This is a genomic window from Micrococcus sp. SL257, assembly GCF_026625585.1.
GTDB classification, from domain to species: domain Bacteria; phylum Actinomycetota; class Actinomycetes; order Actinomycetales; family Micrococcaceae; genus Micrococcus; species Micrococcus luteus.
In genome coordinates this window covers 2,296,268-2,314,866 of the sequence record NZ_CP113053.1, presented here as the reverse complement: position 1 = coordinate 2,314,866, position 18,599 = coordinate 2,296,268, and the positions used below count along the sequence as shown (strand labels likewise).

The following is an 18,599-nucleotide window of genomic DNA, read 5'->3' as shown; positions in this document are numbered from 1 at the left end:
CCGAAAGGCAGGACGCATGGACCTTCTCCACTCCGCTCGTCGGCTCAAGCACCGTCTCTGGCTGGCGCAGAAGCACGGAGCACATGTGGTGACGGAGGGGCGGGACCTCATCTACCGGATGAACTCGACGGTGTCCCCTGCCCGCTACGACGCCGCCCGATATGAGCTGGACTTCACGGCCCTCACGGGTCGCAACACGTCCTGGAAGTCCGACCGGCCGATTCCCCGTGTGGTGTGGTGCGTCTGGTCAGGAACGAATGCCATGTCCTTCAATCGCGCCGCCTGCCTGCGGTCCATCCGCGAGGTCCAGCACGATCTGGACGTCCGGCTGGTCACTCCCGATACCTTGCACGAGGTGGTGGTGAACGGTCACCCGCTCCATCCGTCCTATGAGCACCTGTCGGATGTCCATCGCTCGGATTACCTCCACGCATATCTGATGCACCATCACGGCGGCGCGTTCACGGGCATCAAGAAGCACCACCACGCGTGGGCACCGCTCATCGAGGAGATGCAGGAGGACGTGGACGCGTGGGTCACCGGATATCGCGTGCCACGGTCCTCCGAAGCGGCGTACTTCCACGGCCCGCTCGGACGGGATGTCCGCAAGAACTTCAGTCTCCTCCTCGGATTCAGCGGCAAGATCGTCCGACCGGGAAGCCCGCTGACGTCGGAGTGGCTGGCCGAGGTGGAGCGCCGGCTCGACTACTACGGTTCGCTGCTGGCCCAAGCGCCGGGCAACGTCTACGGAGACAATCCTGGGTATCCGGTGCCCTGGACGCGCATCGGGTCGCAGGTGTTCGAACCCCTCACCCTGAAGTATCGCGAGCACATCCGGATCGATCCGCGGCTCAAGCCCCAACTGTGGGGGCACCGCTGATCGCAGTGACCGGCCGACTCTCGCGCTGAATCCCCTGAGTTCCTCTGACCCTCCTTGTCACGGAAGGGCAGATCGGGCGGCCGCCAGGGTGGACTCGGCCACGCTCACCGCCCGGACTCCAGCAGCTCCAGGAGGTACCGTCCGTACCCCGACTTCACGAGCGGCTCGGCGCGCTCGCGCAGTTCGTCGTCGGTGAGCAGGCCCTGGCGCCAGGCGACCTCCTCGGGCGCGCCGACTTTGAGGCCCTGACGGGACTCGATGGTGCGGATGAAGTTGGACGCGTCGTTCAGGTCGTGGAACGTGCCGGTGTCCAGCCATGCGGTGCCCCGGGGAAGGACCTCCACGTTGAGGCTGCCGCGTTCCAGGTAGGTGCGGTTCACGTCGGTGATCTCGAGCTCGCCGCGCGCCGAGGGCTTGAGGCCCTTCGCGATCTCGACGACGTCGTTGTCGTAGAAGTACAGCCCGGGCACCGCATAGTTGCTCTTGGGCTCCTCGGGCTTCTCCTCCAGTGAGATGGCCTTGCCGGCGTCGTCGAACTCCACCACGCCGTAGGCGCTGGGGTCCACCACCCAGTAGCCGAACACGGTGGCACCGTCGACCTGGGCGTGACGGCGCAGCTGCTGGCCCATGCCGGGGCCGTAGAAGATGTTGTCCCCCAAGACGAGCGCGACATGCTCGTCGCCGATGTGGTCCTCTCCCAGGATGAACGCCTGTGCCAGGCCGTCGGGGGAGGGCTGCTGGACGTAGCTGAGCGAGATCCCGAACTGGGAGCCGTCGCCCAGGAGCCGCTGGAACTGTTCCGCGTCGTGCGGGGTGGTGATCACCAGAATGTCGCTGATTCCGGCCAGGATGAGCGTGGACAGCGGGTAGTAGATCATCGGCTTGTCGTAGACGGGCACGAGCTGCTTCGAGATGGCATGGGTGATCGGGTGCAGCCGGGAGCCCGTGCCGCCGGCGAGGATGATGCCCTTCATGGGGCTGAGTCTACGGGGCCTCTGCCCCCCGTTAGGGCCCCGGCGATGGCTAGACTCGCCCACGAAGGACGTCCGCGCTGTGGGACGTCTGCGAGTTTGGGCTGAATGCCCCCTGACGCGGACAGGAGTCTCATGAACGAAGGGTCGTCGTCGTCCCAGGCCCTGCGGATGGGCTCGGTGCTCCCGTATCCCCTCGCGAGACACGGCGGGGACTTGGCCTTAGAGACGCGTGCCTTCGAGGCGCTCGACGCCATGGGCAGGCTCTGGAACGGAGAGTTCCTCGTCTTTTCCCCGGGCCTGACCGAACTGGCGGAACGTCCCCGCACCGGGTACCTGAGGCCGCCGTCGGATCTGCCGTTCAGGGTCGTGGAGGTCCGGCCGGACCTGGCCGACCTGCGGGACCACCCCCTCGACCTCGTGACAGGCCTGCTCGTCCCCACGTCGGCACCCATCCTCGACATCGGCGCTCCCGCGATCCTGACGACGGAGCTCACCTACCGGACTCGGCTGGACATCCACCGAGCGGAGGCGCCCGCGCGGGTCCTTCCTCGCATGGCGCTCGGACTGGCGCGCACCGAACTCCGATTCCGCTCCATGGTGCGGCGGGCCGCCGGGGTGGAGTGTAACGGGCCGGCAGCGACGCGGACCTACGCGCGGCTCGCCCGCCGGTCGATGTCCTATCGTGACCACCGGTTGCACCGCGCTGATGTGGCGGCGGCGGCTCGTGTCCCGGCCTGGGACGGAAAACGGCCCCTGCACGTGGGGTTCTCCGGGCGGCATGAAGCCGTCAAAGGTCCCCAGTTCGTGGTGGAGGTGGCTCGCCGGGCCTACCACACGGGCCTGCCGGTCACGTTCTCCATCTTCGGGCGAGGGCCCCTGGAGCAGGAGCTCCGCGCCGCGGCCCCGCCCACGGTCCGTTTCCGAGGGTTCCGCGACTTCCGCACCGAGTGGGTCGCGGACGTTCAGAACGAGATCGACGTGATGATGCTGCCCCACCTGCAGGGCGACCCCTCGTGCACCTACAGCGAGTCTCTGGGCTCTGGGGCACCGGTGCTCGGCTTCCACAACGAGACCCTCACCCCCCTCGTCAAGGAGCACGGGGTCGGCTGGGCTGTTCGCCGGGGGGATACGGACGCGCTCTACGACCGGCTGACCCACCTGCTCAAGCACCCCGATGAAGTGGACGCCGCCCGGAAGGCGGGGCTTGCCCTCGTGGGATCCGAACCCTTCGAAGACCTCATGGAGCGCCGTGCCGCGTTCTTCCGGTCCGTCGCCCTCGAGGAGGAGTCGGCGTGAGTGCGGCCGGTCAGCGGAGGCCCGTCGTCTCCGTCATCATCCCCGCCTTCAACGCGGAACGGGTGCTCGGTCTCCAGCTCGACTCCCTGGCTGATCAGGACGGTGCCCCGGCCTACGAGGTGCTGGTGGTGGACAACAACTCCACGGACGGCACCGCAGCTCTGGTGCGGGACCGCACACCCGCGTTCCCCGTTCCGCTGCGCCTGATCCGTGCCGCCGAACACCAGGGACCCGGGTACGCACGGAACGTCGGCGTCGCCCGCGCGCGAGCGGACCTGCTTCTGTTCGCCGACGCGGACGACGTGGTCTCCCGTTGGTGGGTGCGCAACGGGGCGCAGGCCTTCGAATCGTCCGATCTCTGGTCCGGCGGGGCCGTGCTGATGACCGATGAGCAGATGGCCCAGGACCTCGCCGGGATCCGAGCGGCCCTGGGCGATGTGGACGAGTGGACGGGGGTCGAGCCGGGTGACCTGACGAACGCCTTCCCCGTAGTCATGGGCTGTGACTTCGGCATGACGCGGGCGGCATACGAGCGCGTCGGGGGCTTCGACGTGTCACTGGGCACGGTCTACGAGGACAACGACCTGGGAGTCCGGGCCCAGCTGGCCGGCCTGACCGTGGACAGTGCACCGACGGTGCGCATCGCCTACCGCGGCAAATGGGACGTGAGGCTCCGAGCCCGTCTCGCCCGCCGCTCCGCCCGATCCCACGCCCTTGTAGCCGCGCGCTACGGCCTGCGCTCCCGGTCGCACCTTCCCAGTCCGTGGCGAGAGCTGCCTCGCGCCGTGGGCAGCGCTACCCTCATGGTGCTTGGCCGGAAGACCCCGGACTGGGCCGGTGCGTGGATCCGGGCGAACACTGCGGTCGGCCATGCGGTCGGCCGTCTGCAGACCCGGTTCCCCGGCGCGGTGGAGCCGGCCTCAGTCGGCGTTGGCCTGGACGCTGGCCCGGAGATGGAGGAGACGCGCGCATGAAGCTTCCCGGGAGCGCCATCGTGCGGCGGGCCGCGCTGCTGTTCTCTCGTTCCGAGCTGGTGCCCAACCGGCTTCGGCCCGCTCTGCTGGACCGGTTCGGGCTGCGGGCCCCGCAGGGAGTCTGGATCTCCGCGAATGTCCGCATCCTGGACCCGACGCTCCTGACCCTGGGGGAGGGCGTCTACCTCAACCGGGAGGTGTACATCGACAACGGGCCGGTCACCCTGGGACGCAACGTGTATGTGGGCCTGCGCGCCATGATCATCACGGCCAAGCACTCCCTCGGCGGGCCCGAGCTCCGGGCCGGTGACGGCGGGCCTGAACCCGTGGTCATCGGGGACGGCACATGGATTGGCGCGGGGGCGATCATCCTGCCCGGGCTCACCGTGGGTGCCGGGTGTATCGTCGCCGCTGGCGCCGTTGTGACGAAGGACTGCACCCCGAACGGCCTCTACGCCGGCGTGCCGGCCCGCCGCATCCGGGACCTGGACGAGGCAGGCGCGGCATGACCGCGGTGGCCGAACATCCCGCCGAGCCGCTCGTCAGCGTCCTCATTCCTGCCAAGGACGCCGCTCAGTGGATCCCCGAACAGCTCGCCGCCCTGGACGACCAGGTGGACGCCCCGCCCTTCGAGGTCGTCATCGCCGACAACGGCAGCACTGACGGCACACCGCAGGCAGCGCTGGCCGGCGCGCACGCCTTCACCGTGCGGGTTGTCGACGCCTCGGGGCCGTCGAGCGCTTCCCACGGGCGCAACATGGCGGCTCGGGCAGCGCGGGGGAGGATCCTGCTCTTCTGCGACGCTGATGACCTTGTGGGCCCCGCGTGGGTGCGATCCCTCACAGACGCCGTCGCGGACGATCCCTCTCGAATCGCCACCGGTGTCCTCCACCACGGGCGCTTCAACTCGCCCGAGGTCCTCGCCGCCTATCAGATCGGACCGGACCCCGAGGTCGACGAGCTCGCCCGCCCGACGGCGGTGAAAGAGAACCCCGGCGGGTTCGCTGGCCATCTTCCGACAGTGGCCGGGGGCAACTTCGCGATCCACCGATCGGCGTACCTCGCCCTCGGGGGGATGGACGCCGCGTATCCGGGTGGCACGGAGGAGACGGACTTCGCTTGGCGGGCCCAGCAGTCCGGGATGCGGGTGGTGAGTGTGCCCCAGGCGGTCGTCCACTATCGGCTCAAGTCCGAACTGCGAAGTCTGTTCCGGCAGCAGCGCATCCAGCAGTGCGGTCGCATCTACCTGCGGACCCGCTATCGTGACAGCCCGATGCAAGGGCCCAGTCTGAAAGGGTCCGCTTTGGATGTGGTGCGAGGCGCGGCCGCCTTCCCGGCATCGCGGCGTGACGAGGGGGCACAGCTCGCCTGGTCCGCCCGTGTGGGTGCTCATGTCGGCGCCCTCGAGGGGATGGTGCGATACCGCCGGGGACTGCCGGACCGGAGGACACGGCTGCTCCGTCGGGGGCGCGGCCGGGGCACCGCATGACCTGGGTGGTGACCGGAGGGGCCGGGTACATCGGCGCCCACGTGGTGCGCGCCCTGCAGGGGGCGGGCATGGACGTGGCCGTCGTCGATGACCTCTCGACCGGGTTCGTGGACTTCGTGCCCGCCGACGTGCCCCTGCTCCGGGCCGACGTCGGCGACGTCGGGCAGGTGGCGGCGTTCCTGACGCGCGTGGGCGCCGCCGGCGTTGTGCACGTGGCCGGGTACAAGTTCGCGGGCGAGTCCGTCCGCGAGCCGCTGCACACCTACCGCGTGAACGTGCGCGGCACCCTGGGCGTGCTCGAGGCGATGGAGCGGGCCGAGGTCCCCGCCATCGTCTTCTCCTCCTCGGCGGCCGTGTACGGCACCCCGGACGTGGAGCGCGTCACGGAGGCGACGGCGACCGCCCCGGAGTCCCCCTACGGGGAGAGCAAGCTGATCGGGGAGTGGTTGCTCGCGGACCAGGGCCGGGCCACGGGGCTCCGGCACACGAGCCTGCGCTACTTCAACGTGGTCGGCTCCGCGGATCCGGCGCTGTCCGACACGAGCCCCCACAACCTCTTCCCCCTCGTGTTCCGCGCCCTGGACCGCGGCGAGCGCCCGCGCCTGTTCGGCGCCGACCACCCCACGCCGGACGGCACGTGCGTCCGGGACTACGTCCATGTGGCCGACGTCGCCCGGGCCCATGTGGCCGCCGCCCGGGCGCTCGCGGAGGGCCGGGCCCTGGCCCCGGTCTACAACCTCGGCTCCGGGGCGGGCACCTCGGTCCGGCAGATCATGGAGGCCGTCGGCCGGGTCACCGGGCGCGACGTCGACCCGGTCGTGGAGCCGCGCCGTCCCGGGGACCCCGCGCGCATCGTGGCGGACGGCTCCCTCGCGGCGCGCGATCTCGGGTGGGAGAACCGCCACACGGTCGAGGACATGGTCCGCTCCGCGTGGGAGGCCCGGCGGCCGCCCGAGACGCGCTGAGGCTCAGACTTCGTCCCAGCGGGTCGGGGCGTCCGAGCGCAGTGGGCGCAGCGTCCCGCGCGGGTACCAGGCCGCGTCCGTGAGCGGCTGACCGGCCAGGAGGGCCTCCCACGCGGCGCGCAGGGCGTCGTCGTCGAGGGCCCCGAGCCGGCGCCAGTGGTACGCCTTGTCCTCGGGGGTGTCGGCGAGCGCGATCGCCTGCGCGCCGGTGCGGCTCTTGCGGGCGAACTGCTCGAAGGAGCGCCACGGCAGGTGCAGGATGCGCAGGCCCTCCGCGCGGACGCCCGGCCGCAGGACCTCGTGGTTGCCCATCTCGACGACGGCCCCGGGGCGCGGGCGGAACGCGACCTTGACGTTGAAGTGTGCGGTGGTGTCCAGCAACGGGCCGGAACCGTCCGCCGCCGGGAACGCGTTGTGCATGACGGCGCGCAGCACGGGTGCGTCGGCGGCGGCCAGGGCCTCGGCGAGCGTGCCCTCGGTGCCGAACCAGAGCTCGTCCGCATCGAACGGGACCACCCACGTGGCGCCGGCGGCGGAGGCCAGGTCGGCCAGCCGGGTCATCTTGGCGGACTGCACGTAGGCCGGCTCCCGGTCCGCGCCGACGACGAGCCCCGGGATCTCCCCGGCCAGTCGGCGCAGGATGTCCGGCGTCGCGTCCTTCGACCCGTTGTCCACGACGACGATGTGCGGGATCCCCTGGGCCGCGAGGTGGCGCACGGAGCGCTCGATCACGTCCGCCTCGTCGCGGACCATCGCGACGGCGCACGGGCCGGACATCGCCGGCAGCTCCGGCAGGTCGAACCCAGCCGAGGCGAGGGCGTACTCGCGGGCGAACCGCTCCGATCCGCGGACGGCGGCCGCCTGGCGGACCACCTCCCGGGCCCGGCGAAGGAGGAACAGGCGGTGCTTGGCCTGGCGGGCGAGGTCGAGGGGGGAGGGCATCGGGTCTCCTGTCGGGTGCGGCGGGGAGGTCGGTCTCAGGGCGGGTCGGAGGGTCAGACGGGTGCGGCGTTCAGCCCAGGGCGGCCAGCTCCGCGTCGAGGGCCGGGGGGAGGGGCCAACCCATCGCGGTGCAGAGCCGCTGCAGGCGCAGCCGCCAGTCCAGCTCCCGGCGGGCCCGGCGCCGCTGCTCGGCGGCCCGCTCCGGCGTCCAGGCGGCGGCGGCCTCCGCGAGCACGGGCCAGGCGTCGGCGCGGGAGTCGGGCGAGACCTCGAGCGTGGCCTCCGGCCACAGGAGCGTGGCCGCGGACCGCGGGGCGACGCCGGCCACACGGCATCCCGCCGCGAGGGCGTCCGTCCACCGGCCCGTGAGGTAGTCGCGGGTCGGGTGCGTGTACGGCGCAGGGCTGACGAGGTTGGAGAACGCGAGGACGAGGCGCGCCTGCGCCAGCGCGGTGCGGACGGCCTCCTGGTTCTGCAGCGGATCCGGCGACGACGGCGGCCGGCCCTGGAACACGAGGCCGCGGTCCTGCGCCTCGCGGGCGGTGCGGGCGTCGTCGTCCCAGGCTTCCGGCTGGCGGCCCAGGCGCAGCAGGTCGACCGGGCGGGGGCCGTCGTCGGCGGCGACGGCGAGGGTGTCCGAACCCCACGGCAGCGCGTCCACGGGGCGGCCGGTCAGTGAGCTCCACTCATCGACGAGGTCCGGGTCCGTCACGAACAGTCGGTCGAAGTGGGGCCGGTGCCGGGCGATCCCGGCGATCCGGTCGGTCCAGAATGAGTCGACGATCCAGGCCGCCGTGGACTCGTGCCCGGGCCACCACAGGTCCCGGCGCGCGGCCAGGGCGAGGGCGGCGGGGTTGCCGGCGAGCACCAGGAGGCGGCGCCCGCGGGCCCGCCGGCCGCGCGGCAGGAGCACGGACGCGCGCTGGGCCCACGAGGCGGCGCCGCGGTCCTCGACCTCGACCAGTCGGCCGTCGAGCAGGCGGGCGGCCAGGCGCGCGAGGACGTCGACGGGACCCCAGCCGCTGCCGCCGGGACGGACGTAGAGGACGTCGATGGTCATACGGCCAGCCTAGGCGTCGCGCGATCCAGTCGGGGGCGAGGTCCTCGCCAGTACGCTGAGGTCGAGTACGTCTGTTGTGGCGGCGGAATTGAGGAGGCCACCCATGCGAAGCCTGATGAGGATGAGGACGCCCCGAGACATTGCTGCCGGCGTGCTGGCCACGGTGCGCCGCGCCGACCCTCCAGTGATCTGGGGGGCAGAGCCGATGAACGGTGGCAATTTCCTCTACCTGTGGGCCACGGCCTGGGCGCGCCGCCGGGAAACGGGACGTCCGTGGCTGGTGCGCTACAAGCCCAAGATGGAGCCGTGGTTGACAGAGTTCCCCGCCCTCAGGGATCTCACGGTGCGGGAAGACGATGTGTCCTTCCGGCAAGAGCGCACGGTCGAGTGGGGCCAGCAGACTTACCAGGACTGGTTCTTTCGTGACCTCCTGGACTTCACGCGCGAGAGGTTGTTGACGAGCAACGGATTTCAGGCGCGTCTGAAGCAGGTAGACCGCGGGGCCGTCGTCGTGAACGTGCGCCGGGGTGACTACTACTCCGATCCGGTGCACCGGGCCAACTACGGGTTCGACATCCCCGGCTACGTCCGCGCCGCTGTGGCGAGGATTCCTCGAGACGAGGTAGGTCGAATCATTCTCGTCTCCGATGATGTCGGCTGGTGCCGCGAGAACCTCGGCTTCCTCTCGGCCTGGGGGGACGTGGGGACGATTCCGGGCGAACACGACATGTTCAATGACCTGGCGCAGCTCGCCGGCGGTCGGCACCTGGTCCTGGCGAACTCGACGTTCTCCTACTGGGGCGGCTACCTTGCGAGCTCCCTGCCGCCGGAGGAACGCGCCCGCTCCGTCCAGGCACCCCTGCATTTCAACCGTCTCTACGCACGCGGGGAGTCGCCGCTCCTGCTGCCGGAGTGGCGAGCTGTCCCGGAGGACGAATTCATGACCTCGTGCCCGGAGGCGGCCCCGGACCTCAGGAGAATCGTCGGCGGCCGGGTACCCTGAAGGTCCTGGGGTCCACCCGTACGGAGGAGATGACAGATGGCAGGCGTTCTCCATGCCGCTCGACAGGTGAAGCATGCCGGATTTGTGGCGTTGAAGAAGGCGAAGTTCGCGGCAGGAGAGGTCAAGGACGTGGGCTATCGCGGCGCCACCGCGCTCTGGCCGTACGTCTTTGATGCGGGCCACTACCCGCTGGATTTCGTCAGTCTGGACACTCCGGACCCCGTCGGCCCGCCTCAGGCGGAGGTCCCCCGCGTCATCTGGTGCGTGTGGACTGGAGACAACGAGATGTCGCCGAATCGGAAGGCGGCCCTCGACTCGATCCGCCGCGCCACTCCGGACGTGGACGTCCGTATCGTGACGCCGGCGAATCTGCACTCCTACGTCCTTGACGAACATCCTCTACACCGCAGCTACCAGAGGTTGTCGTATGTTCACCGGTCCGACTACCTGCGAGCGTACCTGCTTCATCACCACGGGGGCGGATATTCTGATCTCAAGAAGCACCCGACGTCATGGTGCCCAGGGTTCAGGCGTATCGCAGAAGATCCCGACGCATGGGTGGTTGGGTTCCGTATCCCTCGATCATCCGAATCCGCGTGGTTCGAAGGGCGACTAGGGCGTGAGGTGCGAGAGAATTTCTCGCGTCTGATCCATATTTCCGGCCTTATCGCCCGTGCCAACACGCCGTTGACTCAAGCCTGGATCGGAGAGGTCGAGCGCCGCCTGGACTATTACTCGTCACTATTGCAGCAGGCCCCGGGCGATGAGTTCGGTGATAGTCCGGGGTATCCCGTGCCCTGGACACGGATCGGCTCACAGGTCCTCGAACCGCTCTGCCTGCGCTACCTTGACCACGTGCGCATCGACCCGTCGGTCAAGCCTCAACTCTGGGGACATCGCTGATGCGGTCACTTGTCGTTCCATTTAGGACGACAACGTTTTAGCGGTAGGGCTCGTCCGGCGGCGTGAAATTCTCATGGAGCCGGATGTGTGATGAGTACTTGAGGGAAAGCGGATACAGGATGTCTGCGAGTAGCTGGGTCCAACCCACTGGATAATGCGCCACTTCATCCCGCACTCCTCCGGGTGCTCGTTCTAGAAGTGGAAGGAAGTAATCTAGTCGACGCTCCAGCTCGGAGAACCATTCCGAAGTCAGTGGTGATCGCGGCCGGGTGATCATGGCCATCGTGCCCATGACGGATGCGAAGTGTCGATGAAGGTCCTTCTCTAGGGCGCCCCCGTACGGTGGAATGCGGCCCTTGGAGTCCTCGGGGTACCCGAGGAGCCACGCCTCGGGGTCTTTATTGAGATTTTCAAAGTATACGTCCCAGGATCCCCGCGGTGACTTTATGTCTGTGTATCCGCCCCCGTGATGGTGCAGTAGGTAAGCACGGAGGTAATCAGACCGGTGGGTAAGGGAGAGGTATTCGTAGGCCGGGTGGATCGGATGGTCTTCCATTACCCAGTCGGACAGGTTGTCTGGGGTTACGAGATGGACAGTGACGCCGGCCTGCTCTCTGATCTTCTGGAGGTTCGCAGATCGAATTTTTGGCATGGTATTTTCGCCCGTCCAGAGCGCGAAGATGCACCGCGGCGTCTCGAGAATTTCTTCAACAGGTTCGTTAAATCGAAGAAACCTCTGGGAAGGATACCGCAAGGGGTCGAATTGAAATGGCTGAACTCGGGCTGTTATGGCCTCCATTGTCGCCTTTGCCCAACGTGCCGCGACTTTCTCGCTGACCCAGATGCGATGTTTGGTGCTACGCGCAAAGTCGAGGACATGATTTATCACCATGACATGGTTGTATCATCGGTCGGCCCGTCCACTGTGCAAGCGCCCCTCCATCTGGGTCCCCGCTACCCTGGACCCATGCACCTCCTCGTCACCGGCGGCGCCGGGTTCATCGGATCGAACTTCGTCCACCACGTCGTCCGCGAGACCGGGCACGACGTCGTCGTCCTGGACAAGCTGACCTACGCTGGCAACCGGGAGAACCTCGCCGGCCTGCCGGAGGACCGCGTCACTCTCGAGGTCGGGGACATCTGCGACGCGGCCCTGGTGGACCGCCTGGTCGCCGAGTCGGACGCCGTCGTGCACTACGCGGCGGAGTCCCACAACGACAATTCGCTGAACGATCCCTCGCCGTTCATCCAGACGAACATCGTCGGAACCTTCGTCCTCCTGGAGGCGGTGCGCAAGCACGGCAAGCGGTTCCACCACGTGTCCACGGACGAGGTCTACGGCGACCTCGAGCTGGACGATCCGGCGAAGTTCACCGAGTCCACCCCGTACAACCCCTCCAGCCCCTACTCGGCCTCGAAGGCCGGCTCGGACCACCTGGTGCGCGCGTGGGTCCGCTCCTTCGGCGTGCAGGCCACGCTGAGCAACTGCTCCAACAACTACGGCCCGTACCAGCACATCGAGAAGTTCATCCCGCGCCAGATCACCAACCTGATCGACGGCGTCCGCCCCCGCCTCTACGGCCAGGGCGTCAACGTCCGGGACTGGATCCACACGGAGGACCACTCCTCGGCCGTGCTGCGCATCCTTGAGCGCGGCGAGATCGGCCGCACGTACCTGATCGGCTCGGACGGGGAGAGGAACAACAGGGAGATCGTGGAGATCCTCCTCGAGCTCTTCGACCGCCCCGCGGACGACTACGACCTCGTGGCCGACCGCCCCGGCCACGACCTGCGCTACGCGATCGACAACACCGCCCTGCGCACCGAGCTCGGCTGGGAGCCGCAGTTCACGGACATCCGCGCCGGTCTGGCGGACACGGTCCGCTGGTACCGCGAGAACGAGGCCTGGTGGCGTCCGGCCAAGGCCGCCGTCGAGGCCACGTACCGCGCCCAGGGTCAGTGAGGAGGCACCGCTGATGCGCATCACCGAGACCGCCATCCCCGGCCTGCTCGTCCTCGACCTTGACGTCCACGGGGACAACCGCGGCTGGTTCAAGGAGAACTGGCAGCGGGAGAAGATCCGCGCCCTCGCCGCCGGGCACCCCAGCCTGGCCTCGCTCGCCCCGGTGCAGAACAACATCTCCTTCAACGACGCCGTCGGCACCACCCGCGGCATCCATGCCGAACCCTGGGACAAGTACGTGGCCGTCGCCCACGGCCGGATCTTCGGCGCCTGGGTGGACCTGCGCGAGGGACCGTCCTTCGGCGCCGTCGCCACCGTGGAGCTCGGCCCGGACAAGGCCGTCTTCGTGCCGCGCGGGGTGGGCAACTCGTATCAGACGCTCGAGCCGGACACGGCCTACACCTACCTGGTGAACGACCACTGGTCCGCCGACGCGCAGGGCCAGTACACGTTCCTCAACCTCGCGGACCCGACGGCGGCCATCACCTGGCCCATCCCGCTCGAGGACGCCGAGCTCTCGGACAAGGACCGCGCCCACCCCATGCTCGCGGACGTCACCCCCATGCCGCCCGCCCCGATCCTCGTGCTCGGCGCCGGCGGCCAGCTCGGCCGCGCCCTGGTGGCCCGCGCCGAGGCCGCGGGGATCCCGGTCGAGGCCCATGGCCGGGACACCTGGGACATGACCGATCCGGTGTCCTGGCCGCGGGAGCACTTCCGCGGCCTGCGCGCCGTGGTCAACGCGTCCGCCATGACCGCGGTGGACGCCGCTGAGACGCCCGAGGGCCGGGCCCAGGCCTGGGCCGTCAATGCGACCGCCGTCGCCGAGCTCGCCCGCCGCTGCACCGAGGCCGGCGTCCCCCTGGCCCACGTCTCGACCGACTACGTGTTCGACGGCGCCCTCCCCGTGGGGCAGGAGCACCCGGTGGACCACCCGCTTGCGCCGCTGGGCGTCTACGGCCAGTCGAAGGCCGCCGGCGAGGCCGCGGTGCGCACCGTGCCGCGGCACTGGATCGTCCGCACCTCCTGGGTGATCGGGGAGGGGAAGAACTTCGTGGCCACCATGGCCTCCCTCGCCGAGCGCGGGATCGACCCGGCCGTCGTCGCCGACCAGCACGGCCGCCTCACCTTCGCCGACGACCTCGCCGACGCCCTGCTGCACCTGGTCACCACGGATGCGCCCACGGGCACGTTCCACATGACCAACAGCGGCGACGTGGTCACCTGGCACGACGTCGCCCGGTGGGTCTTCGAGGACACCGGCCACGACGCCGCCCGCGTCTCCGCCACCACCACCGCGGCGTACCTGGCCGGCAAGGAGGGCGTGGCACCGCGGCCGACCAACAGCGCCCTCGACCTCGGGCCCCTGGCCGCCGTCGGCTACACCGCCCCGGACCAGCGCGAACGCCTGCGGACGTACCTGTCAGAAACGGCGGGTGGCACACGCTGATACTCTTGCGGACATCGCGTCTGCTCAGAGAAAATACATCTGGCATACATCTCGCCCCGAAAGGCCCCTCATGACTGCTCGCTCCGCTTCCACCCCCGCGTCAGGCCCGAGCCGGCGCGCCGTCGCCACCGGTCTGGCCTGGTCTGTCCCCGCCGTGGCCATGGTCTCGGCGGCGCCGTCCTTCGCCGTTTCGCTGCGCAAGGATCCCGGCATCAACGGCTGGGTGCTGAACTCGCCAACTAATCATGGCGGTTGCCGCTATTCTCTCGAGGTGAACTCGGCGCCGTCCAACCCGGGCACCACTCCCGACGGTGCGCCCTTCGGGCTCTACCTCTACGACGTCTCCAAGGACGCCAGCTACAGCGGCGCCAAGCTCGTCTACTGGGTGCGTGGCACTCATACTGCGACCCAGAACCCGATCACCTGGCAGGCGGCCACCGGGCATTCGACGAAGTGGTCAGGCCCCGTGCGGGGTGCCGCGCAGACCAAGGCTGACGGTTTCGTGTACACCCCCTACACCTGGACGTACACCGGCACCATCAACCCGGCGGACGTCCGTAGTGACGGGCGGCTCTACCTCGAGACCTTCCATGTGAAGGCCGTCAACTTCTCCATGTGGGAGAATAGCCGTTGCCTGCCCCTGGACTACTGGACATACCGGGAGATCGTCGTGGACCCGGACGGGCCCACCGGGCCGCAGCAGCCGATGACACTCAGCTTCGAACGCCGCAACGGGCCGAGCGGACCCTACGTTCCCGGCGCTCAGGGGCGCATGGCGGTCACGCCGGACGCCGAAGCCACAGCAAATCTGCAGCAGCTGAGCAGCTGAACCGGGCCACCCGCCCCCGTCGTGCGGGTGGTGTCCTGTCGGGGTTGCCCAGGCGAGGGAGCGCGCGCTCCGTGATCGACGGGGCCGCAGCCAGCACTGGCCGGCTCGCACAGACGTAGTGGGGCCCCGCACCGGAAGGTGCGGGGCCCCAGCGTGTGGAGGGGACTGGCGTCAGCCCTTCTTCGCCCGTGCGGCCCGACGGGACTTCTTTCCGCCCTTGCCGGTTCCCTGCAGGTACTTGTCATGGGACTTGTGGTACGTGCTCTCGTACCCGTAGCCGTAGGAGTAGCCGCCGCCGCGCTGGGAGCGCGCGACGCCGTTCATGACGACGCCCAGCAGATGCGCGTCCACTGCGGCGAGATTCTCCACAGCCGCCTCCAGGTGGTCCTTGCGGGTCCGTCCCTGACGCACCACGAGCACAGTCCCGTCCACGGCCGTGGCCAGGAGGGAGCCGTCCGTGACGGGCAGCAGCGGCGGGGAGTCGACGATGACGAAGAAGTCCTCCGATGCCAGCTTCAGCAGGGCCCGCATGCGCTTCGAGCCCAGCAGCTCCGACGGGTTCGGGGGCGTCCGGCCGGCGGGGAGCAGCGTGAGGTTCGGGATTCCGGTGGCCGCGAGGGCGTCGTCCGGCTGCACCTCACCGGCCAGCACCTCGGAAAGGCCCACGTCGCCCGCCACCTGGAAGAGGTCGTGCTGCCGGGGCCGCCGCAGGTCGGCGTCCACCACGAGCACCCGTTCGCCGGCCAGGGCCAGGGCGCGGGCCAGGTTCGACGCGACGGTCGACTTGCCCTCGGAGGGGTCCGCGCTCGTGAACGAGACGACGCGGGGCGGCTCGTCGACGGAGACGAACTTGAGATTGGTGCGCAGCGCCCGGATGGCCTCGCCGGCCCGGGGGTCGAGGTCCACGGCCTCCTCGCCCGTGCGGGTCAGGGACGCGTTCTCCGGGACGGCCCCGATGACGCCGGCGCCGGTGATCTCCTTCACGTCGGCGCGGCTGCGCACCTTCACGTCCAGGAGACGACGGAGCACGGCGATGGCGAGTCCCGCACCCAGTCCGGCCACCGCGCCCAAGAGGACGTTGCGCCGGGTGTCAGGGCTCACGGGGGCAGAGGGCACGCGGGCATCGGACAGCGGCACGACCTCCAGCGGGCTGTTCTTGTCCACGTCCGCCGCCACGTCCGCCGTCGCCTGCAGTGCACTGTTCGCCAGCTGCGCGGCGGTCTCGGGATCGGTCGAGGTGGCGGTCACCTTGATCATGCTGGACTCGGGGACGAGCACCGCGGAGAGCGAGCCGTCGCCGTCCTGCCCCGTGTCCTGTGCCACGCGTTCACGCACGGCCTCGCTGTTGATCAGGGCGACGTAGGCCTGAGCCCGGCTCTCGGCGGGCAGGTTGCTGGTGATGAGGCTCTGATCTGCAGCCCGGGCGGCGAGGAACCCCTGAGATTCGGATGCGTAGATCCGGGGCTGCAGTGCGGAGTAGCCCCAACCCAACAGACCCCCCACAAGGGCTGCTGCCAGGAGCAGCAGGAGGTTGGCGCGCAGGAGGCGGAAGAAGTCGACGATCGTCACGGAGCACCTCGGGGGTCATGGACGGGGATGCGCGGGCCGTTGTGGCCAGGAAACGCACAGGTCCACGGTACCAACACCTACCGTGCGCTCTGAGGCCCCGAGGACGAGGCCCGCCACCGCGCTACGCTGAGCCGAGTATTGCCCGGCGTCCACGAAAGGTTCCGCACCATGCGCCCGAGCACGCCCCGTGACCGGACGGCTGCCCGCGCCATGGGGGCCGTCGCGCCACCCGAGGCCCGGCCTGCCAGGCGTCACGCCCCACTCGGCCTCGTCCCGGACGGTCAGGCCGCGTGGACCCGCTCCCCGTGGAACCCCTTGGTCACGCCGGCCTCACCGCGGCTGTTCGAGGCCGTGCTGGCCATCGGCCTGGTGATGGATGCGTTCACCGCTCCCGGCCTGCCGATCCCGTTCGCGGAGTTCTCCGCCATCCTTCTGCTGCTCCTCGCCTCATTCCGGCAGCCCCGCCGGGACCTCTCCCACTACGGCGTGCTGGCCCTCGTCGCACTGGCCCTGGTGGCGTATCTCGTCGCGGTGACCGTGCACAACGACCTCGACCCCACGCGTCGCGCCACGAGGATCGCGCTCCTGATCCTGCTGATCTACGCCATCGCCAGCGAGCGGATCGACATCAAGGGCGTCCTCTACGGGATGACGGCCGGCGCACTGATCAACGTGCCCCTCTTCTACGCGGGCCTGGCCCCGGACACCTACGGCGGCTACCTCACCGGGTTCTTGGGGGACAAGAACGTCTCCGGCCTCTTCTACGCGCTCCTGCCCGTGCTGCTCGTGGCCACCATGCAGCGCATGGGCCCCAAGCTCCTCGTGCTGGGCGCCGGCTCCGCCCTGACGTTCCTCACCGGCTCGCGGACCTCGATGGCCGGTCTGCTCTGCGCGGTCGTGTGGATCCTCGTGAGCCCCTACCTGGGGCGGGTCCTGCGTATCGCACTGGGGGTCGTCATGGGTTGGTTCGTCAGCTGGGCCGAGGAGAACCTGGCCGACCTCGGCATCTTCGGAGACCGCACGGGCACGGACTGGTTCCGGGCCGAGATCCAGCAGGCGTCCGCGGAGAAGGTCGCGGACACGTCCTTCTTCGGCCAGGGCCTCTCCACGGCCTTCGTGGAGCTGGACAACGTGACCATGTTCTTCCACAACTCCTATCTGGGGCTGCTGGTGGAGGGCGGCTGGCCGTTCCTGATCGTGGTGGTGGGCGCCTACCTGTGGCTGTGCCTGCGGCCCTTCGCCCGGACGCACCGATCGCCGTCGCGGGTGGCCGTCGAGGCCGCCGCCCTCATCATCCTGGTGACCTCCCTCCAGCTGGGTGAGGTGTTCATCACGATCTTCGGTGCCGTCGTCCTCGGCTGCGGCCTGCTGCTGAGTGCCCAGGAGAATGAGGAATCCCAGGGCGCGCCCGCGAAGGACCGGGCCCACCGCCGCAAGCGGGACCGCATCATCGAGCGGTCCCGACGCGCGGGCCGCTGAACGCGCCGAGCATCACCGGTGCTATCCTGTCCAGGTTGCCCAGGCGAGGGAGCGCACGCTCCGTGATCGACGAGGCCGCCGCCGCGTGTCAGCATGCTGGCCCGCTGCGGCACTGAAGCCCCCTCCTGGCCGCATCCCGCGCCGCCCCCGGCTGCGCGGCCGAGACCCCCACAGGAGGACGCATCATGTCTGACCAGCTCAAGATCAAGGTCACCCGCCGCACCGACTTCGGCAAGGGTGCCGCCCGCCAGGCCCGCCGTGCCGGTCTGATCCCCGCCGTCGTCTACGGCCACGGCCAGGATCCCGTGCACCTGCTGCTGCCGGCCCAGGAGACCACCCTGGCCGTCCGCAACCCCAACGCCCTGCTCACCGTCGTGAACGAGGCCGGCGAGGAGCACCTGGTCCTGCCCAAGGACATCCAGCGCCACGCCATCAAGGACACCGTGGAGCACCTGGACCTCATCGAGGTCCGCCGCGGCGAGAAGGTCATCGTCGAGGTCACCGTGCATGTCGAGGGCGAGGTCGCCCCCGGCAACGACTACGTGCTGGACTACGTCACCGTGCCGGTCGAGGCCGACGCCACCGACCTGCCCGAGGCCGTCACCATCTCCGTCGAGGGCCGCGAGGCCGGCGACCACGTGTACGCCCCGGACGTGCAGGTCCCCGCCGGCACCACCCTGCAGCTCGAGGACGACATCGTCATCGCCACCGTCTCGGAGGTCGTCGAGCAGGACCTCGGCGACGAGTCCGTGCAGGAGGAGCAGGCCGCCGAGTCCGCTGAGGGCGAGCCCGCCGAGGGCGAGTCCGAGGGCTCCGAGGACTGATC

At 69.6% G+C, this 18,599-nt stretch carries 18 protein-coding genes; 13 read left to right on the top strand and 5 right to left on the bottom strand.

Features of this window, described 5'->3' with window-relative positions; genetic code table 11:
- Positions 1 to 16 precede the first annotated feature (16 nt).
- A complete protein-coding gene (locus OVA32_RS10735; protein ID WP_170747892.1) occupies positions 17 to 880 on the top strand; it encodes a hypothetical protein in 864 nt (287 codons plus the stop codon).
- Positions 881 to 984: 104 nt separating this feature from the next.
- On the opposite strand, the gene rfbA is transcribed toward OVA32_RS10735, so the two are convergent.
- Positions 985 to 1,854: a glucose-1-phosphate thymidylyltransferase RfbA gene (gene rfbA, locus OVA32_RS10730; RefSeq protein WP_095347406.1), complete on the bottom strand. Its 870-nt coding sequence runs from the start codon at positions 1,852 to 1,854 to the stop codon at positions 985 to 987.
- A 213-nt stretch (positions 1,855 to 2,067) separates the two neighbouring features.
- Here rfbA and OVA32_RS10725 point away from each other — a divergent pair, with 213 nt between their 5' ends.
- Genes OVA32_RS10725 through galE form a run of 5 tightly spaced genes read left to right on the top strand, consistent with a single transcriptional unit; the run spans position 2,068 to position 6,578 of the window.
- Positions 2,068 to 3,150 carry a glycosyltransferase gene (locus tag OVA32_RS10725; protein WP_267714443.1) on the top strand — a complete coding sequence of 361 codons (1,083 nt, stop codon included), beginning with the start codon at positions 2,068 to 2,070 and terminating at the stop codon, positions 3,148 to 3,150.
- Positions 3,147 to 4,124, top strand: a complete 978-nt coding sequence (locus OVA32_RS10720) for a glycosyltransferase (RefSeq protein ID WP_267714441.1) — start codon at positions 3,147 to 3,149, stop codon at positions 4,122 to 4,124. Before OVA32_RS10725 ends, OVA32_RS10720 begins: the two co-directional genes overlap by 4 nt.
- On the top strand, positions 4,121 to 4,633 hold the full coding sequence (locus OVA32_RS10715) for an acyltransferase (RefSeq protein WP_267714439.1): 513 nt from the start codon (positions 4,121 to 4,123) through the stop codon (positions 4,631 to 4,633). Before OVA32_RS10720 ends, OVA32_RS10715 begins: the two co-directional genes overlap by 4 nt.
- Positions 4,630 to 5,613, top strand: coding sequence for a glycosyltransferase family 2 protein (locus tag OVA32_RS10710; RefSeq protein WP_267714437.1), 984 nt, complete (start codon positions 4,630 to 4,632; stop codon positions 5,611 to 5,613). The genes OVA32_RS10715 and OVA32_RS10710 overlap by 4 nt, the downstream gene beginning before the upstream one ends.
- On the top strand, positions 5,610 to 6,578 hold the full coding sequence (gene galE, locus OVA32_RS10705) for a UDP-glucose 4-epimerase GalE (RefSeq protein WP_170747896.1): 969 nt from the start codon (positions 5,610 to 5,612) through the stop codon (positions 6,576 to 6,578). Before OVA32_RS10710 ends, galE begins: the two co-directional genes overlap by 4 nt.
- Before the next feature lie 3 nt (positions 6,579 to 6,581).
- Here galE and OVA32_RS10700 read toward each other — a convergent pair whose 3' ends face one another.
- Positions 6,582 to 7,520, bottom strand: coding sequence for a glycosyltransferase family 2 protein (locus tag OVA32_RS10700; protein ID WP_267714433.1), 939 nt, complete (start codon positions 7,518 to 7,520; stop codon positions 6,582 to 6,584).
- Between the two features lie 70 nt (positions 7,521 to 7,590).
- Positions 7,591 to 8,580: a glycosyltransferase family 1 protein gene (locus OVA32_RS10695; RefSeq protein WP_267714431.1), complete on the bottom strand. Its 990-nt coding sequence runs from the start codon at positions 8,578 to 8,580 to the stop codon at positions 7,591 to 7,593.
- 103 nt (positions 8,581 to 8,683) lie between these two features.
- Between OVA32_RS10695 and OVA32_RS10690 the strand changes: the two genes are divergently transcribed.
- A complete protein-coding gene (locus tag OVA32_RS10690; protein WP_267714429.1) occupies positions 8,684 to 9,583 on the top strand; it encodes an alpha-1,2-fucosyltransferase in 900 nt (299 codons plus the stop codon).
- 36 nt (positions 9,584 to 9,619) lie between these two features.
- The gene (locus OVA32_RS10685) at positions 9,620 to 10,486 is read left to right on the top strand and encodes a capsular polysaccharide synthesis protein (RefSeq protein WP_158183573.1); all 867 of its coding nucleotides are present in this window, start codon (positions 9,620 to 9,622) and stop codon (positions 10,484 to 10,486) included.
- 37 nt (positions 10,487 to 10,523) lie between these two features.
- Here OVA32_RS10685 and OVA32_RS10680 read toward each other — a convergent pair whose 3' ends face one another.
- Positions 10,524 to 11,285: a capsular polysaccharide synthesis protein gene (locus OVA32_RS10680; protein WP_158183574.1), complete on the bottom strand. Its 762-nt coding sequence runs from the start codon at positions 11,283 to 11,285 to the stop codon at positions 10,524 to 10,526.
- A gap of 168 nt (positions 11,286 to 11,453) precedes the next feature.
- Here OVA32_RS10680 and rfbB point away from each other — a divergent pair, with 168 nt between their 5' ends.
- The 3 genes from rfbB (at position 11,454) to OVA32_RS10665 (ending at position 14,725) form a co-directional block, all read left to right on the top strand.
- Positions 11,454 to 12,449, top strand: coding sequence for a dTDP-glucose 4,6-dehydratase (gene rfbB / locus OVA32_RS10675; protein ID WP_101967319.1), 996 nt, complete (start codon positions 11,454 to 11,456; stop codon positions 12,447 to 12,449).
- A gap of 13 nt (positions 12,450 to 12,462) precedes the next feature.
- Entirely contained in the window at positions 12,463 to 13,896 is a 1,434-nt protein-coding gene (locus tag OVA32_RS10670) for a bifunctional dTDP-4-dehydrorhamnose 3,5-epimerase family protein/NAD(P)-dependent oxidoreductase (protein ID WP_267714420.1), read from the top strand.
- Between the two features lie 70 nt (positions 13,897 to 13,966).
- Positions 13,967 to 14,725 carry a hypothetical protein gene (locus tag OVA32_RS10665; protein WP_267714419.1) on the top strand — a complete coding sequence of 253 codons (759 nt, stop codon included), beginning with the start codon at positions 13,967 to 13,969 and terminating at the stop codon, positions 14,723 to 14,725.
- A 171-nt stretch (positions 14,726 to 14,896) separates the two neighbouring features.
- On the opposite strand, the gene OVA32_RS10660 is transcribed toward OVA32_RS10665, so the two are convergent.
- Positions 14,897 to 16,294, bottom strand: a complete 1,398-nt coding sequence (locus OVA32_RS10660) for a polysaccharide biosynthesis tyrosine autokinase (protein ID WP_020626568.1) — start codon at positions 16,292 to 16,294, stop codon at positions 14,897 to 14,899.
- 315 nt (positions 16,295 to 16,609) lie between these two features.
- Here OVA32_RS10660 and OVA32_RS10655 point away from each other — a divergent pair, with 315 nt between their 5' ends.
- Positions 16,610 to 17,773, top strand: coding sequence for an O-antigen ligase family protein (locus OVA32_RS10655; protein WP_267714417.1), 1,164 nt, complete (start codon positions 16,610 to 16,612; stop codon positions 17,771 to 17,773).
- A gap of 185 nt (positions 17,774 to 17,958) precedes the next feature.
- Positions 17,959 to 18,597 carry a 50S ribosomal protein L25/general stress protein Ctc gene (locus tag OVA32_RS10650; protein ID WP_267714415.1) on the top strand — a complete coding sequence of 213 codons (639 nt, stop codon included), beginning with the start codon at positions 17,959 to 17,961 and terminating at the stop codon, positions 18,595 to 18,597.
- Positions 18,598 to 18,599 lie beyond the last annotated feature (2 nt).

Bases quoted from the DNA above. Each gene is read 5' to 3' on its own strand.
- OVA32_RS10735 (WP_170747892.1), top strand. From the start codon at position 17: ATGGACCTTCTCCACTCCGCTCGTCGGCTCAAGCACCGTCTCTGGCTG.
- OVA32_RS10665 (WP_267714419.1), top strand. From the start codon at position 13,967: ATGACTGCTCGCTCCGCTTCCACCCCCGCGTCAGGCCCGAGCCGGCGC.
- OVA32_RS10695 (WP_267714431.1), bottom strand. From the start codon at position 8,580: ATGACCATCGACGTCCTCTACGTCCGTCCCGGCGGCAGCGGCTGGGGT.
- OVA32_RS10650 (WP_267714415.1), top strand. From the start codon at position 17,959: ATGTCTGACCAGCTCAAGATCAAGGTCACCCGCCGCACCGACTTCGGC.
- rfbB (WP_101967319.1), top strand. From the start codon at position 11,454: ATGCACCTCCTCGTCACCGGCGGCGCCGGGTTCATCGGATCGAACTTC.
- OVA32_RS10685 (WP_158183573.1), top strand. From the start codon at position 9,620: ATGGCAGGCGTTCTCCATGCCGCTCGACAGGTGAAGCATGCCGGATTT.
- OVA32_RS10670 (WP_267714420.1), top strand. From the start codon at position 12,463: ATGCGCATCACCGAGACCGCCATCCCCGGCCTGCTCGTCCTCGACCTT.
- galE (WP_170747896.1), top strand. From the start codon at position 5,610: ATGACCTGGGTGGTGACCGGAGGGGCCGGGTACATCGGCGCCCACGTG.
- OVA32_RS10700 (WP_267714433.1), bottom strand. From the start codon at position 7,520: ATGCCCTCCCCCCTCGACCTCGCCCGCCAGGCCAAGCACCGCCTGTTC.
- rfbA (WP_095347406.1), bottom strand. From the start codon at position 1,854: ATGAAGGGCATCATCCTCGCCGGCGGCACGGGCTCCCGGCTGCACCCG.
- OVA32_RS10710 (WP_267714437.1), top strand. From the start codon at position 4,630: ATGACCGCGGTGGCCGAACATCCCGCCGAGCCGCTCGTCAGCGTCCTC.
- OVA32_RS10690 (WP_267714429.1), top strand. From the start codon at position 8,684: ATGCGAAGCCTGATGAGGATGAGGACGCCCCGAGACATTGCTGCCGGC.
- OVA32_RS10715 (WP_267714439.1), top strand. From the start codon at position 4,121: ATGAAGCTTCCCGGGAGCGCCATCGTGCGGCGGGCCGCGCTGCTGTTC.
- OVA32_RS10680 (WP_158183574.1), bottom strand. From the start codon at position 11,285: ATGGAGGCCATAACAGCCCGAGTTCAGCCATTTCAATTCGACCCCTTG.